The sequence below is a fragment of the Kitasatospora sp. NPDC053057 genome, assembly GCF_044546945.1.
In the GTDB taxonomy this organism is placed as follows: Bacteria; Actinomycetota; Actinomycetes; order Streptomycetales; family Streptomycetaceae; genus Kitasatospora.
Genome location: NZ_JBITZP010000009.1, coordinates 99734 through 116020 on the forward strand (window position 1 = coordinate 99734; position 16287 = coordinate 116020).

The following is a 16287-nucleotide window of genomic DNA, read 5'->3' on the forward strand; positions in this document are numbered from 1 at the left end:
CGTCGTCGAGGCCGACGCGGACGCCGTCTGACGTCCTCGACACCCGAGTCGACGGGGATGTCCGCTACCTGACCATGCCGGGCGGGGCGGTGATCCGGGAGCTGATCGTCAGCATCGACGACGACCTGCGGCGGCTCGCGTACTCGGCGGTCGAGGGCTTCAAGATTCCCCTGACGCACCACCACGCCTCGTTCCAGGTCCTCCCCGAGGGGCCTGGTCGGTGCCCCCTCGTGTGGACCACTGATGTGCTCCCCCACGCCATGGCCGAGCAGGTCCGCCTCCGCGTGAGCCGGGGCGCCCAGGTCATGAAGCAGACCCTGGAAGCTCTCTAGCGGTCACACCCAGCGACGAACCCCGCCACCACAGCCGCCGAGAACAGCACCCACCACACGAGGCGTGCTGTGGTCGCCACTACGCCACCTCGTGAAGGACGCGAAGGTCCTGCGCCGTGCCCCACCCATGCGTGGGGCACGGCGCTTCGGCGCTCTCCAGGCACTCGAACCACACCGTCTTCCCCGATCCGGTCGGATACCACCCCCACGCGTGCGCGAGCGCCTCCACCAGCAACAGCCCACGCCCGCCCGTCGATTCGGCATCCCGCTCCCGCAACGGCAACTCCGAACACCGGTCGGCCACCTCCACCCGCACCCGCCCACCACGCCACCGGACGGACACAACACACCGCTCCCCCGCGTGCAGCAAGGCATTCGCGATTACCTCGCTCGCACACAGCTCCACATCCTGAAGCGCGTCGTCCGACACCGGCACCCCCCACTCCCGCAAAATCGCCACCACGAGCCGTCGAGCCGCAGGCACCGCATCGGCCCCCGGCGGTACCCCCCACTCCAGCGGAACCGGGAATCGAGCGTTACTCAGTGGACTAACCACCATGGGTCCCTCCAGGCCAACCGGGGCAGGATAGATGCCCGCACAGAGCCAGGCGTCAGTGTCTCGGCAGCAGCCGAGACACTGACGCACAAGCAAGTTCTCACTCTCAGTCAACCTCCGTACACGCTCCGAGATAAGGTGCCAGCGTGTGGACCAGATGTCGGCCAGTTGTCGGCCGCTGTGGGCCAGGTACCGGCCCGAGGGAGGGCGCCCGTGTCAGGGGGATCCGCGACTGTCGCAGACCTGATCAGGAGTGCACGGGAAAGGAAAGGCTGGTCACAGCCCAGGCTCGGTCGCGAACTCGGCGCGGCAGAAGGCAAAGGCGGCCCGGGGCCAGACCGCGGCCAGGTCTCCCGCTGGGAACGCGGTGGGCGCGTTCCCAAATACTGGATGCCTTATCTGATCTCGGTCCTGGGCATCGATCTAGCAGAAACGATCGGCAGCTCACCAACCGGTCAGGATGAGACCGCAGCTGGCGATACCGTGGATTCCGTCATCGAGCTGAGCCGGAGGGACGTGGTGGATCGCCGGGGATTCTTGGCCGCCTCCAGCGCGTACGCGCTCGCGGCACTGGGGCTGCCTGACCCCGACGCCGTCCTGCGGCGTGTGCGGCTCAAGTCCGGTGGCAAGGTTCAGGTCGGCCATGGCGAGGTTGCCGCCATTCGGCAGATGACGAAGTCGCTCGGCGATGCCGCTGCCGAACTCGGCGGCGGACACGCCCGCCACCTCGCCGTCCGCTACCTCCACGACGACGTAGCACCCTGGTTGGACGGCACCTGGACCGAAGCCGTCGGCCGGGAGCTGTTCGCAGCGACCGCCCAGCTCGTCCACCTGGCCGGCTGGATGGCCCAGGACGAAGGCAACCAGGACGCCGCCCAGCAGTACTACGCCCACTCGTTCCGCCTCGCCTCCGAAGCGGGCGACGCCGAACTCGCCGCCACCGCCCTGCGCGGCCTCGCCGTCCAGGCCATTGACCTCGGCTTCAGGCCCACCGCCGTCCGGATAGCGGAAGAGTGCGTCGACCATGCCAAGACTCTTGACGCACCCCGAGCCCTCGCCTACTACCAGGCCACCCTGGCCAACGCGGCAGCGCTCGATGGCGACCGCCGCACCGCCACCGCTGCGCTCTCGGCCTCCCAGACCGCGATCGAACGGGCCACCGACACGCCGGGCGCGTCATGGGCCTCGCACTACAGCATCGGCCGGTGGGCCCATGAGTCCGGCATGATCCTCGCCCGACTCGGCGACTACAGCAGCGCACAGGAACACCTCCACCACTCGCTCGACATCCACGGACTCGACCGCCGCCGCACCCGCGCCATCGTCCTCGCCGACCTCGGTACCGTCCGTCTCCGCCAGGACGACGTCGACGGGGCCCTCGTCTCCTGGAACGACTTCCTCGACTGCGCGGACGGCATCCGCTCCATCAAAGTCCAGGACGCTGTCAGCGATATGCGAGCCCGCCTCTACCGTCTCCGCGACGTTCCGGGCGTCGAAGAACTGGATGAGCGCGCTGCGCAGTTGGATTGATGCGAAATGCTGATCGGGATCACAGGGCACCGGGGGCTGACGGCCGAGATCGAAGGGCAGGTCCGACAGCTGCTCGAATCCTCGCTCGTGAGCGAGGATTCGAGCAGCCTCACCGTCGTGTCGTGCATCGCGGACGGGCCGGACGCCTGGTTGGCAGAGATCGCGCTTGCGCGGGGTGCGCAGTTGGAGGTCGTCATCCCTGCCGATCAGTACCGGGGCGGGCTGCCGGAGTGGCATCACCCCGTTTACGACCGGCTGTTGGAGTCCGCCACCGCCATTCACCGCACCGGACACGTGGAGTCCAGCGAAGCTGCCCACATGGCGGGAAGCGAGATCCTCGTCCAGCGCGTCGACAAGCTCCTCGCCGTCTGGGACGGTCTGCCGGCCCGGGGATACGGCGGCACAGCAGACGTGGTCGCGTATGCGCAGCAGCGAGGTGTGCCGGTCGAAGTGCTGTGGCCGCAGGGAGCGCGCCGATAAGAGATCGTCTGCAACGCCTCCGCCCTCTCGGAGAGGGCGGAGGCGTCGTGATACGCCACCATCGCCAGCTCCTCACGCTTCCTGGTTGTTGCTCACAGTTCCGCATCGGTCGACTCGTGATCACTCATCCCCCGAGGCTCACAATCCGAGCTCAACCGAGTGCTGGCGGACCCCGGCTGGCGGCGTCGGTGGAATTGTCGAGATCTGCGGGGGAGAGCTGTTCGCTGCCGTTCGGCAAGCGAAGGAGCTTGAGTCTCCAGCAGGGGGAGACGCAAAGGTGGGAGACATGGACGGCGACACGCTCTTCTCGATCGGCGACCTGGCTCGGCGGACCGGGCTGACGGTCAAGACCATTCGGTTCTATTCCGATTCCGGGATCGTGCCGCCGACGGACCGCAGCCCGGCTGGCTACCGGCTCTATGACATCAGCGCACTCGCGCGTCTGGACATGGTGCGCACTCTTCGCGACCTGGGACTCGACCTTGCCGTCATTCGGCAGGTGCTGGACCACGAGGTCACGGTGCCCGAGATCGCGGCCGCGCACGCCGACGCTCTGGAGGTGCAGATCCGCACGCTCCGGCTCCGGCGGGCGGTGTTGCGCGCGGTGGCCAAGCGGGGCTCCACCACTGAGGAAATGGATCTCATGCACAAACTCGCAAAGCTCTCCGATGTCGAACGCCGGTGCCTCATCAGCGACTTCATCGACGACACCTTCGGCGGTCTGGATGCCAACGCCGACTTCGTGGACATGATGCGCTCGGCCATGCCCGATCTGCCGGACGACCCCGAACCCGATCAGGTCGATGCCTGGGTGGAACTCGCCGAGCTCGCCCAGGACCCGGACTTCCGCACCGCCGTCCGCCGCATGGCGCAGTACCAGGCGGCCGAGCGCGCCCAGGGCGACACCACCGGGCTGCACCACGACCTCACCGAGACCGTGCGCGACCAGATCGGCCGCGCGCTCGACGCCGACATCGCCCCAACCTCTGCCGAGGCCGCACAAATCCTCAACACCCTGACCGCCCGCTACGCCCAGACCTTCAGCCGCGCCGACGACGCCGACCTGCGCCACTGGCTGCTGACACGCCTGGAGATGGCCGGCGACCCGCGCGCGGAACGCTACTGGCACCTCCTGGCTGTCATCAACGGATGGCCCGTTCCACCAAGCCTGGCGCCGGTGTTCGCGTGGTTCATGGAGGCCCTGCGGGCCGACACCAGGCAGTAGTCCGCTGCCGCGACCGCGTCGGTGTACAGCTCGGTGGTCAAATCGTCCTCATCGATGCCGAGTTCGGTCAGTACGGCACGAACCAGGGTGAGGGCCGGGGCGAGCTCATCCTCCGTCGCGGCCGATGTCTCCACCTCGATGAACGTCGCGTCGTCCAGCTCCGGAACACGAACCAGCGTGGCCAGCAGACGCTGCCCGTCACGCTGGAAGCTGTAGTTCCGGCACCGCTTCTCGAAAGCGATGCGCGGAACGAAACCCAGGCCACGGACGATCTCGTGCATCGCGTCGGCGTCCTCGACCCGGGTTTCGGCCTCCGGCTTCGACCCGGAGGCCTCATCCACCCGGGCACCCTTGTACGTGAGCACGGTGCGGGTGTCCTCTGGGCCGTGCACGGTCCGGATCCGCAGCTCCCGGTCGGCGCCCATCAGACCGCCGTCCGGGGCGTCGTAGTACGTGTCGCGATAGACCTCCGCGCGCCCGACACCGTACTGCTGCTCCAACTGCTTGAGCACGCCTTCCGGATCACGCACGACCGCCTTGAATTCCGCTTCGATCGCCATCCTGTTCCCTCCGTCAGAAGACGCGCTCAGCGCCGTCCACCATGACACCGAACTGCCGACGCCAGCCCCGGCACAAGGGGCCGTGCAAGATGGCCAGAACCTACAGGTTGTCGACTCGTGCCCTTCCCAGTCCGCATTGAAGGACCCGACAAAGAGGGTTCGATCCAGATTGATGACCCGCCGCACCAGGACCGACCTGTACCGATAGTCCTCGACCCTCCCGGGCCCGGCAATTTCTCGTCGCCAGGCCTCCGCAAACCGGATACTGCCCGCCAGCGATTCCGTCGATTCTCCGAGTTCGGCGGCGCGCCGCGAAGACCCCGGCGAGTCCTGATCGACGAGCAACACACGTAGGTGTGGGGCGGGACATCCATCCCGGTCCATCGGCCGGCGCAGCCGCGCCGCCGCCGTAGATCACTGCCGGTCGCCCCCGATCACGGGCTTGACCTGGCCAAGCCTGCGACTGAGAAGGTTCAAGCCCTGGGTCGACGGCTGGCTGGAATTTCCATATGGTTTGCCTACTGAATGGTGATCGGTTATTGTCCGGCCCGACGCGGTGGGGGGAACCTTCGCGTCGCCGCGAAGATCGCGGCCATTTCGGACTTTTGAGGTTGAATTGAGCCTTCGGCGTGTAATTCTGACTGCCTCCCTGATCGCGTCCCCGCTCGCGATGTCCCTGCCGGCCCAGGCTGCGGGACCGGACAAGGACCACTCCGTCACGGTCGACGGCTTCACCGCGGTGGAGGCCGGCGGTGGCTGGTCCGAGGGCACCGTCACGGTCAAGAACGACGCGGACGCGCCCTACAGCGGCCAGCACCTCGTGCTGTACTTCGGGTCCGAGATGCTCGGCATGGACCAGGTCGCCGCCGAGTACGCGGACGGCACCTCCGGCGCCTGGAAGCCAGTGAAGCTGGTGAACCAGGACCTCGGCGCCAAGCCCGCCGACCACCAGGGTGTCGCGACCGACTTGACCGGTGCCGGGATCGACGTCCAGCCGCACACCTCGCGCACTTTCAAGCTGCGGTTCAAGCTGGTGCAGTCCACGCACGAGGGCCCCCGCCAGGACGTCGAGCTCGAGGCCTTCCTGGCGCCCACCATGGACGCGAACGGCCTGGCCAAGGACTTCACGGTACGGGCCGTCGGGAAGAGCGTGAAGACGACGGGGCTCACCACGGCCGTCACCGGCCTGCCCAAGGACGTCCCCGCCGACGGGAAGCCGCACGCCTTCCAGGTCTCGATCAAGACCGCCAACGGCTTCGACTGGCACCTCACCAAGGCTTCGTTCTTCCTCTGGGCCGGCCAGAAGTACGGCTCGATGGAAGGCCCGGCCGCCTGTGACGCCCAGGTGGACGTCCAGGACCCGAAGGATGGCAGCTGGCACAAGGTCGGCCTGCGGGCCGGGGGCATCGAGGGGCAGGAGGTCGACCTGACCAAGTGGGCCACCGGCCCGGTGGACAACCGGGTGCTCAACGCCCGCGTCACGCTCGGCAAGAACTTCAAGACCGACACGGACGCCTCGCTGAACTTCGGCTACTTCCCGGGCGCCGACCAGGCGTTGTTCTGGGTCACGAAGCCGATCGCCGCCACCCCGGTCGACGGCGCCCCCGAGTGCCTTGGCCAGAACTCGCCGGCGCCCGCCCCGAGCACCACCACCGCGCCCGCGGTCGTCCCGGTCACCGCATCCACCACCACCGCGGCACCGGCAATGCCGGCCGCCGCCACCCACAGCGGCGCCGAGCTCGCCGACACCGGCTCCGACGGAGTCGGCCTGACCGCCGGCATCGCCGGTGCCCTCCTCGCCGCCGGTGGCGCCGCCGTCGTGCTGACCCGCCGTCGCACCCGAAACAGCTGAGTCGGACAGCCGCTTTCCGAGGCCGTCGCCCTCGGGAAGCGGCTCCTTCCGCTTTCCGGCCGTCGTTGGTGAAAGCCATAGCCCCGGGCCGGAGCGAACCGTGGCAGACGAGCGGTGGCGACGAGTTCGTACCTGCCTGAACGGACACCGCTTCGCGTTGACCATCCGGCTGCATCGGCGGCCGGACACGCCGACTGGACGAGGCCGGACCGATACCAGGGTTCTCGGCATCGACCCGGTGGAGCAAACCGTCTGACGGCGCCGAGGCGTGCGTCGTTCCCGCTCAGGCCGGAGCGCCACCAGGTCTGCTGCGAGCCGATACCCGCCGGAACGGAATCCGACATCACCCACATCAGTCGCGCCCTCAGTGGGTCGCGCCTTCCGGGATGCGGAGGTCGGCGGTGTGGGTCGCGGCGGCGGTGAGGAGGGCGCGTAGGGCGTGGGCGACGGAGTCGGCCGGGAGGGAGGGCTTGGAGCCGTCGAGGGCCTGTTCGGGCAGGGCGGGGATGTGGACGAATCCGCCTCGGACGGTGGGGAGTTCGGTGGCTAGCAGGTGCATCAGGGCGTAGAAGACGTGGTTGCAGACGAAGGTCCCGGCGGTGTGGGAGAGGGAGGCGGGAACGCCGGACTCCCGGACGGCGGCCACGCAGGCCTTGACGGGCAGGGTGGAGAAGTAGGCCGCCGGGCCGTCGGGGGCGACGGGCTGGTCGACCGGTTGGCGGCCCGCGTTGTCGGGGATGCGGGCGTCGTCGACGTTGATGGCGACGCGCTCGACGGTGACGTCCGGGCGGCCGGCGGCCTGGCCGAGGCAGACCACCAGGTCAGGGGTGAACTTCCGTACGGCGGTCCGCAGTTCCTCGGCAGCCTGGCCGAAAACGCAGCTCAGGCGGACGGGGGTGACCAGGAGCCCGTCGGGCGGGGTGTCGGCGACGAGGCGGGCGACCTCCCAGGACGGGTTGACGTCGGCGCCGTCGAAGGGTTCGAAGCCGGTGAGCAGGACCCTGGTCACGGGACCGCCTTTCCAAGAATTGTCAGAACGCGAAGAGCGACATGATGGCGATGTTGCAGACCAACAGCGCGCCAGCAGTGGGGACTTGGGCCTTGATCGGCCCGTACTGGTCCTTGAGTTCGAGCAGTGCCGCCGGGACGAGGTTGAAGTTGGCCGCCATCGGCGTGACCAGCGTGCCGCAGAAGCCGGCCAGCATGCCCACCGCCAGGACCACGCCCGGGTTGCCGTGCAGCTGGGTGATCAGGATCGGCCAGCCGATCGCGGCGGTCATCACCGGGAAGGCGGCGAAGGCGTTGCCCATGATGATCGTGAACAGGGCCATGCCCAGGCAGTAGACCGCCACCGCCGCGTACTTGCTGCCGTCCGGCAGGAAGTGGGTGGTGATCTTGCCGACCTGGGTGCCGACGCCGGCGCTCTGGAAGATCGAGCCCAGGACGGCGAGCAGCTGGGGCAGCAGCAGTGCCCAGCCCATCGCCTCCAGCAGCCCGCGGCCGGAGCGCAGGGCGACGGCCGGGTTGCGCTCGCGGGTGAGCAGCAGCGCCAGGCCCAGGGCGACGAGCGTGCCGATGCCCAGCCCGAGCAGCGTCTCGCTGCCGGTCTGCAGCAGCAGCGCACCGCCGCCGCCCAGGCGCACGCCCTTGAGCAGGGTTCCGCAGGCCAGCGCGACCAGCGGGAGCGCCAGCGCGGGGATGAACAGTCGGCTGCCCAGGCGCGCGGCGGAGGCGGCCCGCTGTTCGGGGGCGGCGGAGGCGGCCCGCTGTTCGGGGGCGGCGGCCGTGGGAGTTCCTCGGCCGGTGAAGCCGAAGCCGGCCAGACAGATCATCAGCAGGACGGCGACGCCCAGCGGTGCGGCGGGGGCGCTCTTGTCGGCGACCCAGGTGCCGTAGACGAAGCTCGCGCCGAGCAGGCCCCAGAAGGCGGCGCTGCCGTGGCGCCTGGGGTTGCCGCGGTCCACCGCCATCTGCGCGGCCATCGCGAGGAAGATGGCTCCGACCAGCCAGTACAGCCACTCGACCTTGATCACTTGCTCGGCTCCTCGATGCGGACGGCGGTGGTGGCCTGGCCGGCGGCGGGCAGGTCCCGGGCGAGGCTGTGGTCCAGGCGCAGCAGGCGAGCGCCGTGGATGAGGGTGGCGCAGACCGCGGTGGGGATGGCCCAGAGCGCGAGCTGCACCGGCTCCAGGTCGGTGTGGTAGGTCGCGTTGACGAAGCCGGTGATCAGGAGGATCGAGCCGACGGCGAGGAAGCAGTCCTCGCCGAAGAACAGCCCGACGTTGTCGGCGCTCGCGGCGAAGGAGCGCAGGCGTTCGCGGGCCTTGTCGGTCAGCGTGCCGTGGCGGCGTTCGGCGGCGGCCTCGGCCATCGGTACGACCATGGGCCGCACCGCCTGAGCCGGCCCGCCGAGGCCGGTGAGGCCGAAGGCGGCGGTGAGCTGGCGGAGCACCAGGTAGACGGCGAGCACGCGTCCGGCACTGGCCCTGGCGAGCTTGTTCATCAGGGTGCGGGCCTGTTCCTGCAGGCCGTGGCGCTCCAGCAGGCCGATCACCGGCAGGGTGACGGCGAAGATGGTCACCGAGCGGCTGGAGGCGAAGCCGGTGCCGAAGGCCTCCAGGACCTTCAGCGGGCTCATCCCGCCCAGCAGTCCGGTGAGGACGCCGGCGGCGCCGACGACGAGGAGCGGATTTCGCCGGGTGGCGAACCCGGCCACCACGACGAGGATGCCGAGCAGAACGATCATGTTCCTGACCGCCTTTCGAACGGGCCTCCGCCCCGAGGGCGGCCGTCTGGGGCAGCACGGGCGGAGGCGGTCGCGACTGGGTGGGCCGCGACCCTGCGGGGGTTGCCGCGAGGCTAGGGGATTGTGGAACAATCCGACAAGAGCTCAGGAGGTGGAACGTGACCGGAGTTTTCGACGCGCTCGCGGCCGATCGTGGCCGGCTCGAACGCGCCAGCGCCGCCCAGCGCGTGGCCGAGGTGCTGCGCGACCACATCACCGAGGGCCGGCTCGCCCCCGGCACCCGACTGTCGGAGGAGGCGCTCGGCGAGGCGCTCTCCGTCTCGCGCAACACGCTCCGCGAGGCCTTCCGACTGCTGGCCGACGAGCGGCTGGTCGTACACGAGCTGAACCGCGGCGTGTTCGTCCGGATCCTCGAACCGGCCGACGTCGCCGACATCTACACCCTGCGCCTCGCCCTGGAGACGGCCGGCGTGCGCGCCCTGCGCAGCACGGCGCCCGAGCGCCTGGCCGCCGTGCGGGCCGCGCTGGACCGCGCGGAGGCCGCCGAGGCGATCGGCGACTGGGTCACCGTCGGCACCGCCGACCTGCACTTCCACCAGGCCGTCACGGGGATCGCCGGCAGCCGGCGGATCGACGAGTGCATGGCCCGGCTGATGGCCGAACTGCGCCTGGCCTTCGCCGCCGTCCCGTCGGCCCGCGGGCTCCACGCGCCGTTCCTGCGCCGCAACCAGACGCTCACCGGGCTGCTGGAGGCGGGCGAGATCGACGACGCCGAGGTGGAGCTGACCAGCTATCTGAACGACGCCCGCGCGGTGATCGTCCGCGCGATGACGGGCGGCGCGAGATGAGACTGAGACCGGCCGAGCGTCCTGCCGTGACGGCCGTCGACCTCGACGCCGGCGGCACTCCCGTGACGGCCGTCGACCTCCACGCCGAGGGCACTCCCGTGACGGTCGTCGACCTCAACGCCGACCTTGGCGAGGGCTTCGGCCGCTGGACGCTCACCGACGACGACGCCCTGCTGTCGGTGGTCACCAGCGCCAACGTCGCCTGCGGCTTCCACGCCGGGGACCCGAGCACCATGCGGCGGGTCTGCGAGCTGGCCGCGGAGCGGGGCGTGCGGATCGGCGCGCAGGTCTCCTACCGGGACCTCGCCGGGTTCGGGCGCCGGGCGATGGACGTCCCGCCCGACGAACTCGCGGACGAAGTCGCCTACCAGATAGGGGCGTTGCAGGTGTTCGCGCGGGCGGCCGGAGCGCATGTGGCATACGTCAAACCGCACGGCGCGCTGTACAACCGGACGGTGCACGACGAGGAGCAGGCGGAGGCGGTGGTCCGCGGCGTCCGGGTGGCCGCACCGGGCCTTCCCGTCCTCGGACTGCCCGGTTCGCGGCTGCACGAGGCCGCCAGGCGGGCCGAACTGCCGGTGGTGGCCGAGGCGTTCGCCGACCGCGCCTACACCCCGCACGGCACGCTCGTCCCCCGCCGCGAACCCGACGCCGTCGTCCACGACCCCGAGGCCGTCGTCCGCCGCTCGGTCGCCATCGCCCGGGACGGCGAGGTCACCGCGCGCAGCGGCGACCGGATCCGGCTGCGGGCCCGCTCGCTGTGCGTGCACGGCGACACCCCCGGGGCCGCAGACCTCGCCCGCCGGGTCCGAACGGCCTTGCAAACGGCCGGAGTCCGGGTCGAGGCGTTCGCGTGAGCACCCAACAGAGCAGGAGACGGACGGGATTGACGGGGTGGACGAGGTGGACGGGACGAACGGGATGGACGGGATGAACATCCGGGTCCTGCGGGTCGGCCTCGACGCGCTCCTGGTCGAGCTCGACGGCGCCGACGAGACGATCGCCTTCCACGCCGAACTCCAGCGCCGACGCGCGGCGTGCCAACTCCCGCCCGTCACCGAGGTCGTGCCCGCCGAACGGACCGTCCTGCTCGACGGCGTGGCCGACCCCGAGGCCCTGGCCGTCGAACTGGCCGGCTGGCACGTCCCGGCGCTGCGGGCGAGCACCGACGAGAGCGTGACCGTCCCGGTGCGCTACGACGGCGCCGACGTCGCGGAGGTCGCCGCGCTGTGGGGCGTCGCCGAGGAGGAGGTCGCGCGCATCCACTCGGCGACCGAGTTCCGCGTCGCCTTCAGCGGCTTCGCGCCCGGCTTCGGCTACCTGACCGGCCTGCCCGAGCGCTACCGGGTGCCCCGGCGGGCCGTCCCGCGCCCCGCCGTCCCGGCCGGGGCGATCGCCATCGCCGGCCCGTACACCGGCGCCTACCCGCGCTCCTCCCCCGGTGGCTGGCAGCTGATCGGGCACACCGACGCCGTGCTGTGGGACCCGTCCCGCGAACCCGCCGCCCTGTTCAGCCCGGGGACCCGGGTCCGGTTCGTGATCGAGGAAGCCTGATCGAGGAAGCCCGTTCGGGAAAGCCTGATCGAGGAAGCCCGTTCGAGAAAGCCTGTTCGAGGAAGCGTGATCGAGAGCGCATGACCGTCACCGTGATGAACGCAGGCCTGCTGACGACCGTCCAGGACCTCGGCCGGCCCGGGCACGCACACCTGGGCGTACCGCGCTCCGGCGCGCTCGACCAGCCCGCCCACCGGCTCGCCAACCGCCTGGTCGGCAATCCCGCGACCGCGGCCACCCTGGAGACCACCGTGCTCGGCTGCGCGGTGCGGGTGGACCGCGCGGTGACGGTCGCCGTGGCCGGCGCGCCGTGCGCCGTGCGGGTCGACGGCCGGCCCGCCGCCTGGGCCGCCCCGGTGCGGCTGCCCGCCGGGGCGTTGCTGGAGGTGGGGCCGGCGAGCCGGGGCGTGCGCAGCTACGTCGCCTTCGCGGGCGGGATCGCCGCCGCGCCGGTCCTCGGCAGCCGCTCGACCGACCTGCTCTCGGGGCTGGGGCCGGCTCCCCTGGCCCCCGGGGACGCGCTGCCGCTCGGTGAGCCGGCCGGCCCGTCCGCCGGGGCGGACGTGGTGCCGGTGCCCGCGCCGCCCGATCCGCTGCTCCTGCCCGTACTGTTCGGCCCGCGCGAGGACTGGTTCACCGCCCGTTCGCTCGCCGTCCTGACCGGCTCCGGCTACCGCGTCTCCCCCACCAGCAACCGGATCGGCCTGCGCCTGGACGGGCCGCCGCTGGAGCGCGCCCGCGAGGGCGAACTCCCCAGTGAGGGCATGGTCCTGGGCGCGGTGCAGGTCCCGCCCGACGGCCGCCCGGTGGTCTTCCTCGCCGACCACCCCACCACGGGCGGCTACCCCGTCATCGGCGTCATCCCCGCCTCTGCCCTTCCCGCCGTCGCCCAGGCCGCCCCGGGCACGCCGGTCCGCTTCACCCCGATGCGACCGAGGTAGCGAGGGGCCGCCGGGGGCTCAGCGGCGGACGGCGGCGGCGCGGCGGACGGCGGCCTGGCGGGTGCGGCGGACGGCGCGGTGGAGGCGCTGGACGGCGATGAAGCGGTTCATCGCGTCGGTCAGGGTGAGGCGGTACTTGAGCCGGAGTTGGGCGTTGAGGTCGGCCACCCGGTCGGGGCCGATGGCGTGCAGGAGGCGGCTGACGTGCCGCTGGTAGACCTCCCAGTAGTTGCGGTCGCCGTCCGGGATGGACCAGAAGAACATCGGGATCTCCTCGACCAGGCAGTTGCGGTCATAGGCGATCAGGTACGAGGCGAACGCCGGCTCGGGGCGGGCGAGGAGCCACTCCCGGACGAGTTCCATCGAGCGGACCCGGTCGATCAGGCCGCGCGGGTCGGTCTTCTTCTGGGTGATGGAGAGGGCGCCGTCCTCGCGGACCCGCCAGTGGTAGATCGGCTCGGCGAGGACGTCGACGCGCTCGGCGAGGAAGTGGTGGGGGACGCTGACCGGGGCGTCCTCGTACAGGATGCCCTCGGGGTAGAGGATGCCCGCCGCGTCGAAGAAGGAGCGCCGGTACACCTTGTTCCACGCGGTGCGATCGGTGACCAGCGCCGGCAGTTCGCTGACGTGGGTGCGCAGCCGGGTCTCGCGGAACGGGCGGCGGTGGGCGTGCGAGGGGCTGAGGCCGGTGGTGCGCAGGCGCATCGCGTTGCCGGCGACGAAGTCGGAGCCGGTCTCGTCGAGCGTGCTGATCATCAGCTGGTAGGCGTGCGGCGGCAGGGTGTCGTCACTGTCGACGAAGGCCAGGTACTCGGTGCCGGGGGTGAGGTGGCGCCAGCCGGTGTTGCGGGCGGCGCCGAGGCCCTTGTTCTCCTGCTGGACGAGCCGGAAGCGCCGGTCCCGGGCGGCGTACGCCTTGGCGAGGACGGGGCCGTCGTCGGTCGAGCCGTCGTCGACCATGACGCACTCGAAGTCCTCGAAGGTCTGTGCCGCGATCGAGTCCAGGCACTCGCCGAGGTAGCGCTCGACGTTGTAGATCGGGACCACGACGGACAGGCGCGGAGCCATCGAACGACCTTTCGCTCAGGAGCGGGCGGGCCGGTCGGCCGGTCGGCCGCCGACCGCCGGTGACCGGCGGTGCTCTGAGCGTAGCGACAGCGGGGCCGTCCCGGGCGAACGGCAGGTGGCGGCGAGTCTTCGGTTCGGTGTGACTGCCGTGCTCGATGTCAACGGCGTCAACGGTATCAACGGTGTCAACGGCCGTGACGGGCAATCGCGGTGGAGATCGCAGGGGGAAGGCCCCGGACCGCCCGACCGACCCGGAGCCTTCCTGCTCGATCGACGCTCAGGCGCTCTTGACGGCGGCAAACCGGGTCGAGACGTCCTGCCAGTTGACGACATCCCACAGACGGGTGACGTAGTCGGGGCGGACGTTGCGGTACTGCAGGTAGTACGCGTGCTCCCAGGCGTCGAAGGCCAGCAGCGGAGTGGTGTTCTGGCCCACGTTGCCGTGGTGGTCGTAGACCTGCTCGACGATCAGGCGCTGCCCGAGCGGCTCCCAGGAGAGGATGCCCCAACCGGAGCCCTGGACACCGGTGGTGGCGTTGGTGAGCTGCTTCTTGAAGGCTTCGAAGCTGCCGAAGTGCTCGGTGATGGCGTCGGCCAGCTCGCCCTCGGGGCGCTCGCCGCCCTCCGGGGAGAGGTTCTGCCAGAACAGCGAGTGCAGCACGTGGCCGGACAGGTGGAAGGCGAAGGTCTTCTGCAGGCCGACCAGGCCGCCGAACTGCTCCTTGTCGCGCGCCTCGGCGAGCTGCTCCAGGGTGTCGTTCGCGCCCTTCACGTACGCGGCGTGGTGCTTGGAGTGGTGCAGCTCAAGGATCTCGGCGGACATGGCGCGCTCGAGCGCGGAGTAGTCGTACGGCAGGTCGGGAAGCTGGTAGGTGCCCATCAGGACACGGCCCCTTTCGGCGGGTTGAGCGATGACGATCGTGCCGGGACAACACTATTGCGTATCACTTGCAGGAACGAAGCATGGGCTCCTGCGTATTCCTCACCTCCCGTCGGGCACAATGGTCACCCGAACGTGTAATGGCTGATGAGGGTGAGTGGCTGTGACAGGGGTGACGAGGGCACCGGTGGTCGTGCTGGGCATCGAGTCCTCCTGCGACGAGACCGGCGCGGGCCTGGTCCGGGACGGCGTGCTGCTCGGGCAGGCGGTGGCGTCCTCGATGGACGAGCACGCCCGCTACGGCGGGGTGGTGCCGGAGATCGCCGCCCGGGCGCACGTCCACTCGATGGCGCCGGTGGTCCGGGAGGCCCTGGACCGGGCCGGGCTGGCCCTGGAGGACGTCGGGGCCGTCGCGGTGACGACCGGTCCGGGACTGGCCGGCGCCCTGCAGGTCGGGCTCGCCGCCGCCAAGGCCTACGCCTTCTCGCTCGGCGTCCCGCTGTACGGGGTGCACCACCTCGCCGGGCACGTCGCCGCCGCGACCCTCGACGGCGGGCCGCTGCCCGACCCGTGCGTCGTGCTGATCGTCTCCGGCGGGCACACCTCGCTGCTCCTGGTCCGCGACCTCGCCCGGGACCCGATCGTCCACCTCGGCGACACCCTGGACGACGCGGCCGGCGAGTGCTTCGACAAGGTCGCCCGTATCCTGGGCCTCCCCTACCCCGGCGGGCCGGCCGTCGACCGCGCCGCGCGCACCGGCGACCCGACGGCGGTACGGCTGCCGCGCCCGCTCACCGGGCCGCGCGACGACCCGTACGCCTTCTCCTTCTCCGGCCTCAAGACCGCCGCCGCCCGCTGGGTCGAGGCCCAGCCCGAGCCGCACGTCCCGGACGCGGCGGCCGCACTGCAGGAGGCGATCGCGGACGTGCTGACCCGCAAGGCGGTGCGGTCCTGCACGGACCACGGGATCGGCACCCTGGTAGTGGTCGGCGGGGTCGCGGCCAACTCCCGGGTGCGGACGCTCGCGGAACAGCGCTGCGCCGCGGCCGGGATCACCCTGCGGGTGCCGCCGCTGCGGCTGTGCACCGACAACGGCGCGATGGTCGCGGCGATCGGCGACCTGCTGGTCCGGGCGGGGGCCGAGCCGGCGCCTGCCGGGCTGTCGGTGGACCCGTCGGCGCCGCTGGAGTTCGCGGCGCTCAGTCCGTTGCCGTCGTCGGTGTCGGCGTCGTAGCCGTTTCCGATGCCGATGCCGTCTCCGTTGCCGTCGCCGTCCAGGTGACCAGGGGCGGACGGACGGCGGCGCACAGCGGGTGACCCTTGGCGTCGGTGAGGCCGAGCCGGGCGACCAACAGGCCGGTGTCGACGGCCGATTCGAGGATGTCGTCGTCCACCGCCGCCAGCAGCAGCTTCGCCCGGCGGAACAGCCGCCAGACCTCGCCGTCCCGCGTCACCCAGTTCAGGTAGACGAACCGTCCGCCCGGCCCGCCCTGGACGTACCGCCCGGTGACGTCCACCCGGCCGTCCGGCAGCCGCTTCGCCACGCACTCCAGCGACCAGCACGCCCGCGGCGCGTCGCCGGGCTGCGGGTCGAGCAACTCGGCCGGGCGGCCCCGGCGCTGGACGGCGACGTGGATGTCCCGGTACCCGGGGAATCCCGGACCGCCCCCGCACTCGAGCCCGGGCAGGTCGGTGGCCTCGATCATCAGCTCCAT

At 71.1% G+C, this 16287-nt stretch carries 18 protein-coding genes; 10 read left to right on the plus strand and 8 right to left on the minus strand.

Annotation, left to right across the window (positions count from 1 at the left end; all coding sequences use genetic code 11):
• Positions 1–89: 89 nt before the first annotated feature.
• Positions 90–332 (plus strand): hypothetical protein, encoded by a 243-nt coding sequence (locus ACIG5E_RS12755; protein ID WP_396533407.1) that lies wholly within the window; start codon positions 90–92, stop codon positions 330–332.
• 79 nt (positions 333–411) lie between these two features.
• Here ACIG5E_RS12755 and ACIG5E_RS12760 read toward each other — a convergent pair whose 3' ends face one another.
• Positions 412–891 carry an ATP-binding protein gene (locus ACIG5E_RS12760; RefSeq protein ID WP_396533409.1) on the minus strand — a complete coding sequence of 160 codons (480 nt, stop codon included), beginning with the start codon at positions 889–891 and terminating at the stop codon, positions 412–414.
• 387 nt (positions 892–1278) lie between these two features.
• Between ACIG5E_RS12760 and ACIG5E_RS12765 the strand changes: the two genes are divergently transcribed.
• The 3 genes from ACIG5E_RS12765 to ACIG5E_RS12775 all read left to right on the plus strand — a co-directional run bounded on the left by ACIG5E_RS12765 (position 1279) and on the right by ACIG5E_RS12775 (position 4123).
• Positions 1279–2418: a tetratricopeptide repeat protein gene (locus tag ACIG5E_RS12765; protein WP_396533410.1), complete on the plus strand. Its 1140-nt coding sequence runs from the start codon at positions 1279–1281 to the stop codon at positions 2416–2418.
• 6 nt (positions 2419–2424) lie between these two features.
• Positions 2425–2898, plus strand: coding sequence for a hypothetical protein (locus ACIG5E_RS12770; protein WP_396533411.1), 474 nt, complete (start codon positions 2425–2427; stop codon positions 2896–2898).
• Positions 2899–3184: 286 nt separating this feature from the next.
• Positions 3185–4123 carry a MerR family transcriptional regulator gene (locus ACIG5E_RS12775; RefSeq protein ID WP_396533412.1) on the plus strand — a complete coding sequence of 313 codons (939 nt, stop codon included), beginning with the start codon at positions 3185–3187 and terminating at the stop codon, positions 4121–4123.
• Here the strand turns inward: ACIG5E_RS12775 and cyaB are convergent.
• Entirely contained in the window at positions 4018–4683 is a 666-nt protein-coding gene (gene cyaB / locus ACIG5E_RS12780; RefSeq protein WP_396533413.1) for a class IV adenylate cyclase, read from the minus strand. The genes ACIG5E_RS12775 and cyaB overlap by 106 nt on opposite strands.
• A 670-nt stretch (positions 4684–5353) precedes the next feature.
• Between cyaB and ACIG5E_RS12785 the strand changes: the two genes are divergently transcribed.
• Entirely contained in the window at positions 5354–6535 is a 1182-nt protein-coding gene (locus ACIG5E_RS12785; protein WP_396533414.1) for a hypothetical protein, read from the plus strand.
• Between the two features lie 364 nt (positions 6536–6899).
• Here ACIG5E_RS12785 and pcp read toward each other — a convergent pair whose 3' ends face one another.
• Genes pcp through ACIG5E_RS12800 form a run of 3 tightly spaced genes read right to left on the minus strand, consistent with a single transcriptional unit; the run spans position 6900 to position 9281 of the window.
• Positions 6900–7544: a pyroglutamyl-peptidase I gene (gene pcp / locus ACIG5E_RS12790; RefSeq protein WP_396533415.1), complete on the minus strand. Its 645-nt coding sequence runs from the start codon at positions 7542–7544 to the stop codon at positions 6900–6902.
• Between the two features lie 22 nt (positions 7545–7566).
• Positions 7567–8568, minus strand: a complete 1002-nt coding sequence (locus ACIG5E_RS12795) for a DUF979 domain-containing protein (RefSeq protein ID WP_396533416.1) — start codon at positions 8566–8568, stop codon at positions 7567–7569.
• A complete protein-coding gene (locus ACIG5E_RS12800) occupies positions 8565–9281 on the minus strand; it encodes a DUF969 domain-containing protein (protein ID WP_396533417.1) in 717 nt (238 codons plus the stop codon). The genes ACIG5E_RS12795 and ACIG5E_RS12800 overlap by 4 nt, the downstream gene beginning before the upstream one ends.
• Before the next feature lie 158 nt (positions 9282–9439).
• On the opposite strand from ACIG5E_RS12800, the gene ACIG5E_RS12805 reads away from it, so the two are divergent.
• The 4 genes from ACIG5E_RS12805 to ACIG5E_RS12820 all read left to right on the plus strand — a co-directional run bounded on the left by ACIG5E_RS12805 (position 9440) and on the right by ACIG5E_RS12820 (position 12624).
• Positions 9440–10129 (plus strand): GntR family transcriptional regulator, encoded by a 690-nt coding sequence (locus ACIG5E_RS12805; protein ID WP_396533418.1) that lies wholly within the window; start codon positions 9440–9442, stop codon positions 10127–10129.
• Between the two features lie 98 nt (positions 10130–10227).
• Positions 10228–10986: a LamB/YcsF family protein gene (locus ACIG5E_RS12810; protein WP_396533537.1), complete on the plus strand. Its 759-nt coding sequence runs from the start codon at positions 10228–10230 to the stop codon at positions 10984–10986.
• 73 nt (positions 10987–11059) lie between these two features.
• Positions 11060–11683: an allophanate hydrolase subunit 1 gene (locus tag ACIG5E_RS12815; RefSeq protein ID WP_396533538.1), complete on the plus strand. Its 624-nt coding sequence runs from the start codon at positions 11060–11062 to the stop codon at positions 11681–11683.
• A gap of 80 nt (positions 11684–11763) precedes the next feature.
• On the plus strand, positions 11764–12624 hold the full coding sequence (locus tag ACIG5E_RS12820; protein WP_396533419.1) for a biotin-dependent carboxyltransferase family protein: 861 nt from the start codon (positions 11764–11766) through the stop codon (positions 12622–12624).
• 18 nt (positions 12625–12642) lie between these two features.
• Here ACIG5E_RS12820 and ACIG5E_RS12825 read toward each other — a convergent pair whose 3' ends face one another.
• Positions 12643–13692: a glycosyltransferase family 2 protein gene (locus tag ACIG5E_RS12825; protein WP_396533420.1), complete on the minus strand. Its 1050-nt coding sequence runs from the start codon at positions 13690–13692 to the stop codon at positions 12643–12645.
• Positions 13693–13969: 277 nt separating this feature from the next.
• A complete protein-coding gene (locus ACIG5E_RS12830) occupies positions 13970–14572 on the minus strand; it encodes a superoxide dismutase (RefSeq protein WP_396533421.1) in 603 nt (200 codons plus the stop codon).
• Between the two features lie 163 nt (positions 14573–14735).
• Between ACIG5E_RS12830 and tsaD the strand changes: the two genes are divergently transcribed.
• Complete coding sequence (gene tsaD, locus ACIG5E_RS12835; RefSeq protein ID WP_396533422.1) at positions 14736–15806, plus strand: tRNA (adenosine(37)-N6)-threonylcarbamoyltransferase complex transferase subunit TsaD; 1071 nt, start codon at positions 14736–14738, stop codon at positions 15804–15806.
• Here tsaD and ACIG5E_RS12840 read toward each other — a convergent pair.
• Complete coding sequence (locus tag ACIG5E_RS12840) at positions 15772–16287, minus strand: DUF5990 family protein (RefSeq protein WP_396533423.1); 516 nt, start codon at positions 16285–16287, stop codon at positions 15772–15774. The two genes, tsaD and ACIG5E_RS12840, sit on opposite strands and share 35 nt — an antisense overlap.

Coding starts and splice junctions, on each gene's coding strand:
- ACIG5E_RS12760 (WP_396533409.1), bottom strand. CDS start 891: ATGGTGGTTAGTCCACTGAGTAACGCTCGATTCCCGGTTCCGCTGGAG.
- ACIG5E_RS12765 (WP_396533410.1), top strand. CDS start 1,279: ATGCCTTATCTGATCTCGGTCCTGGGCATCGATCTAGCAGAAACGATC.
- ACIG5E_RS12770 (WP_396533411.1), top strand. CDS start 2,425: ATGCTGATCGGGATCACAGGGCACCGGGGGCTGACGGCCGAGATCGAA.
- ACIG5E_RS12775 (WP_396533412.1), top strand. CDS start 3,185: ATGGACGGCGACACGCTCTTCTCGATCGGCGACCTGGCTCGGCGGACC.
- cyaB (WP_396533413.1), bottom strand. CDS start 4,683: ATGGCGATCGAAGCGGAATTCAAGGCGGTCGTGCGTGATCCGGAAGGC.
- ACIG5E_RS12785 (WP_396533414.1), top strand. CDS start 5,354: ATGTCCCTGCCGGCCCAGGCTGCGGGACCGGACAAGGACCACTCCGTC.
- ACIG5E_RS12800 (WP_396533417.1), bottom strand. CDS start 9,281: ATGATCGTTCTGCTCGGCATCCTCGTCGTGGTGGCCGGGTTCGCCACC.
- ACIG5E_RS12815 (WP_396533538.1), top strand. CDS start 11,060: ATGAACATCCGGGTCCTGCGGGTCGGCCTCGACGCGCTCCTGGTCGAG.
- ACIG5E_RS12820 (WP_396533419.1), top strand. CDS start 11,764: ATGACCGTCACCGTGATGAACGCAGGCCTGCTGACGACCGTCCAGGAC.
- ACIG5E_RS12825 (WP_396533420.1), bottom strand. CDS start 13,692: ATGGCTCCGCGCCTGTCCGTCGTGGTCCCGATCTACAACGTCGAGCGC.
- ACIG5E_RS12830 (WP_396533421.1), bottom strand. CDS start 14,572: ATGGGCACCTACCAGCTTCCCGACCTGCCGTACGACTACTCCGCGCTC.
- ACIG5E_RS12840 (WP_396533423.1), bottom strand. CDS start 16,287: ATGGAGCTGATGATCGAGGCCACCGACCTGCCCGGGCTCGAGTGCGGG.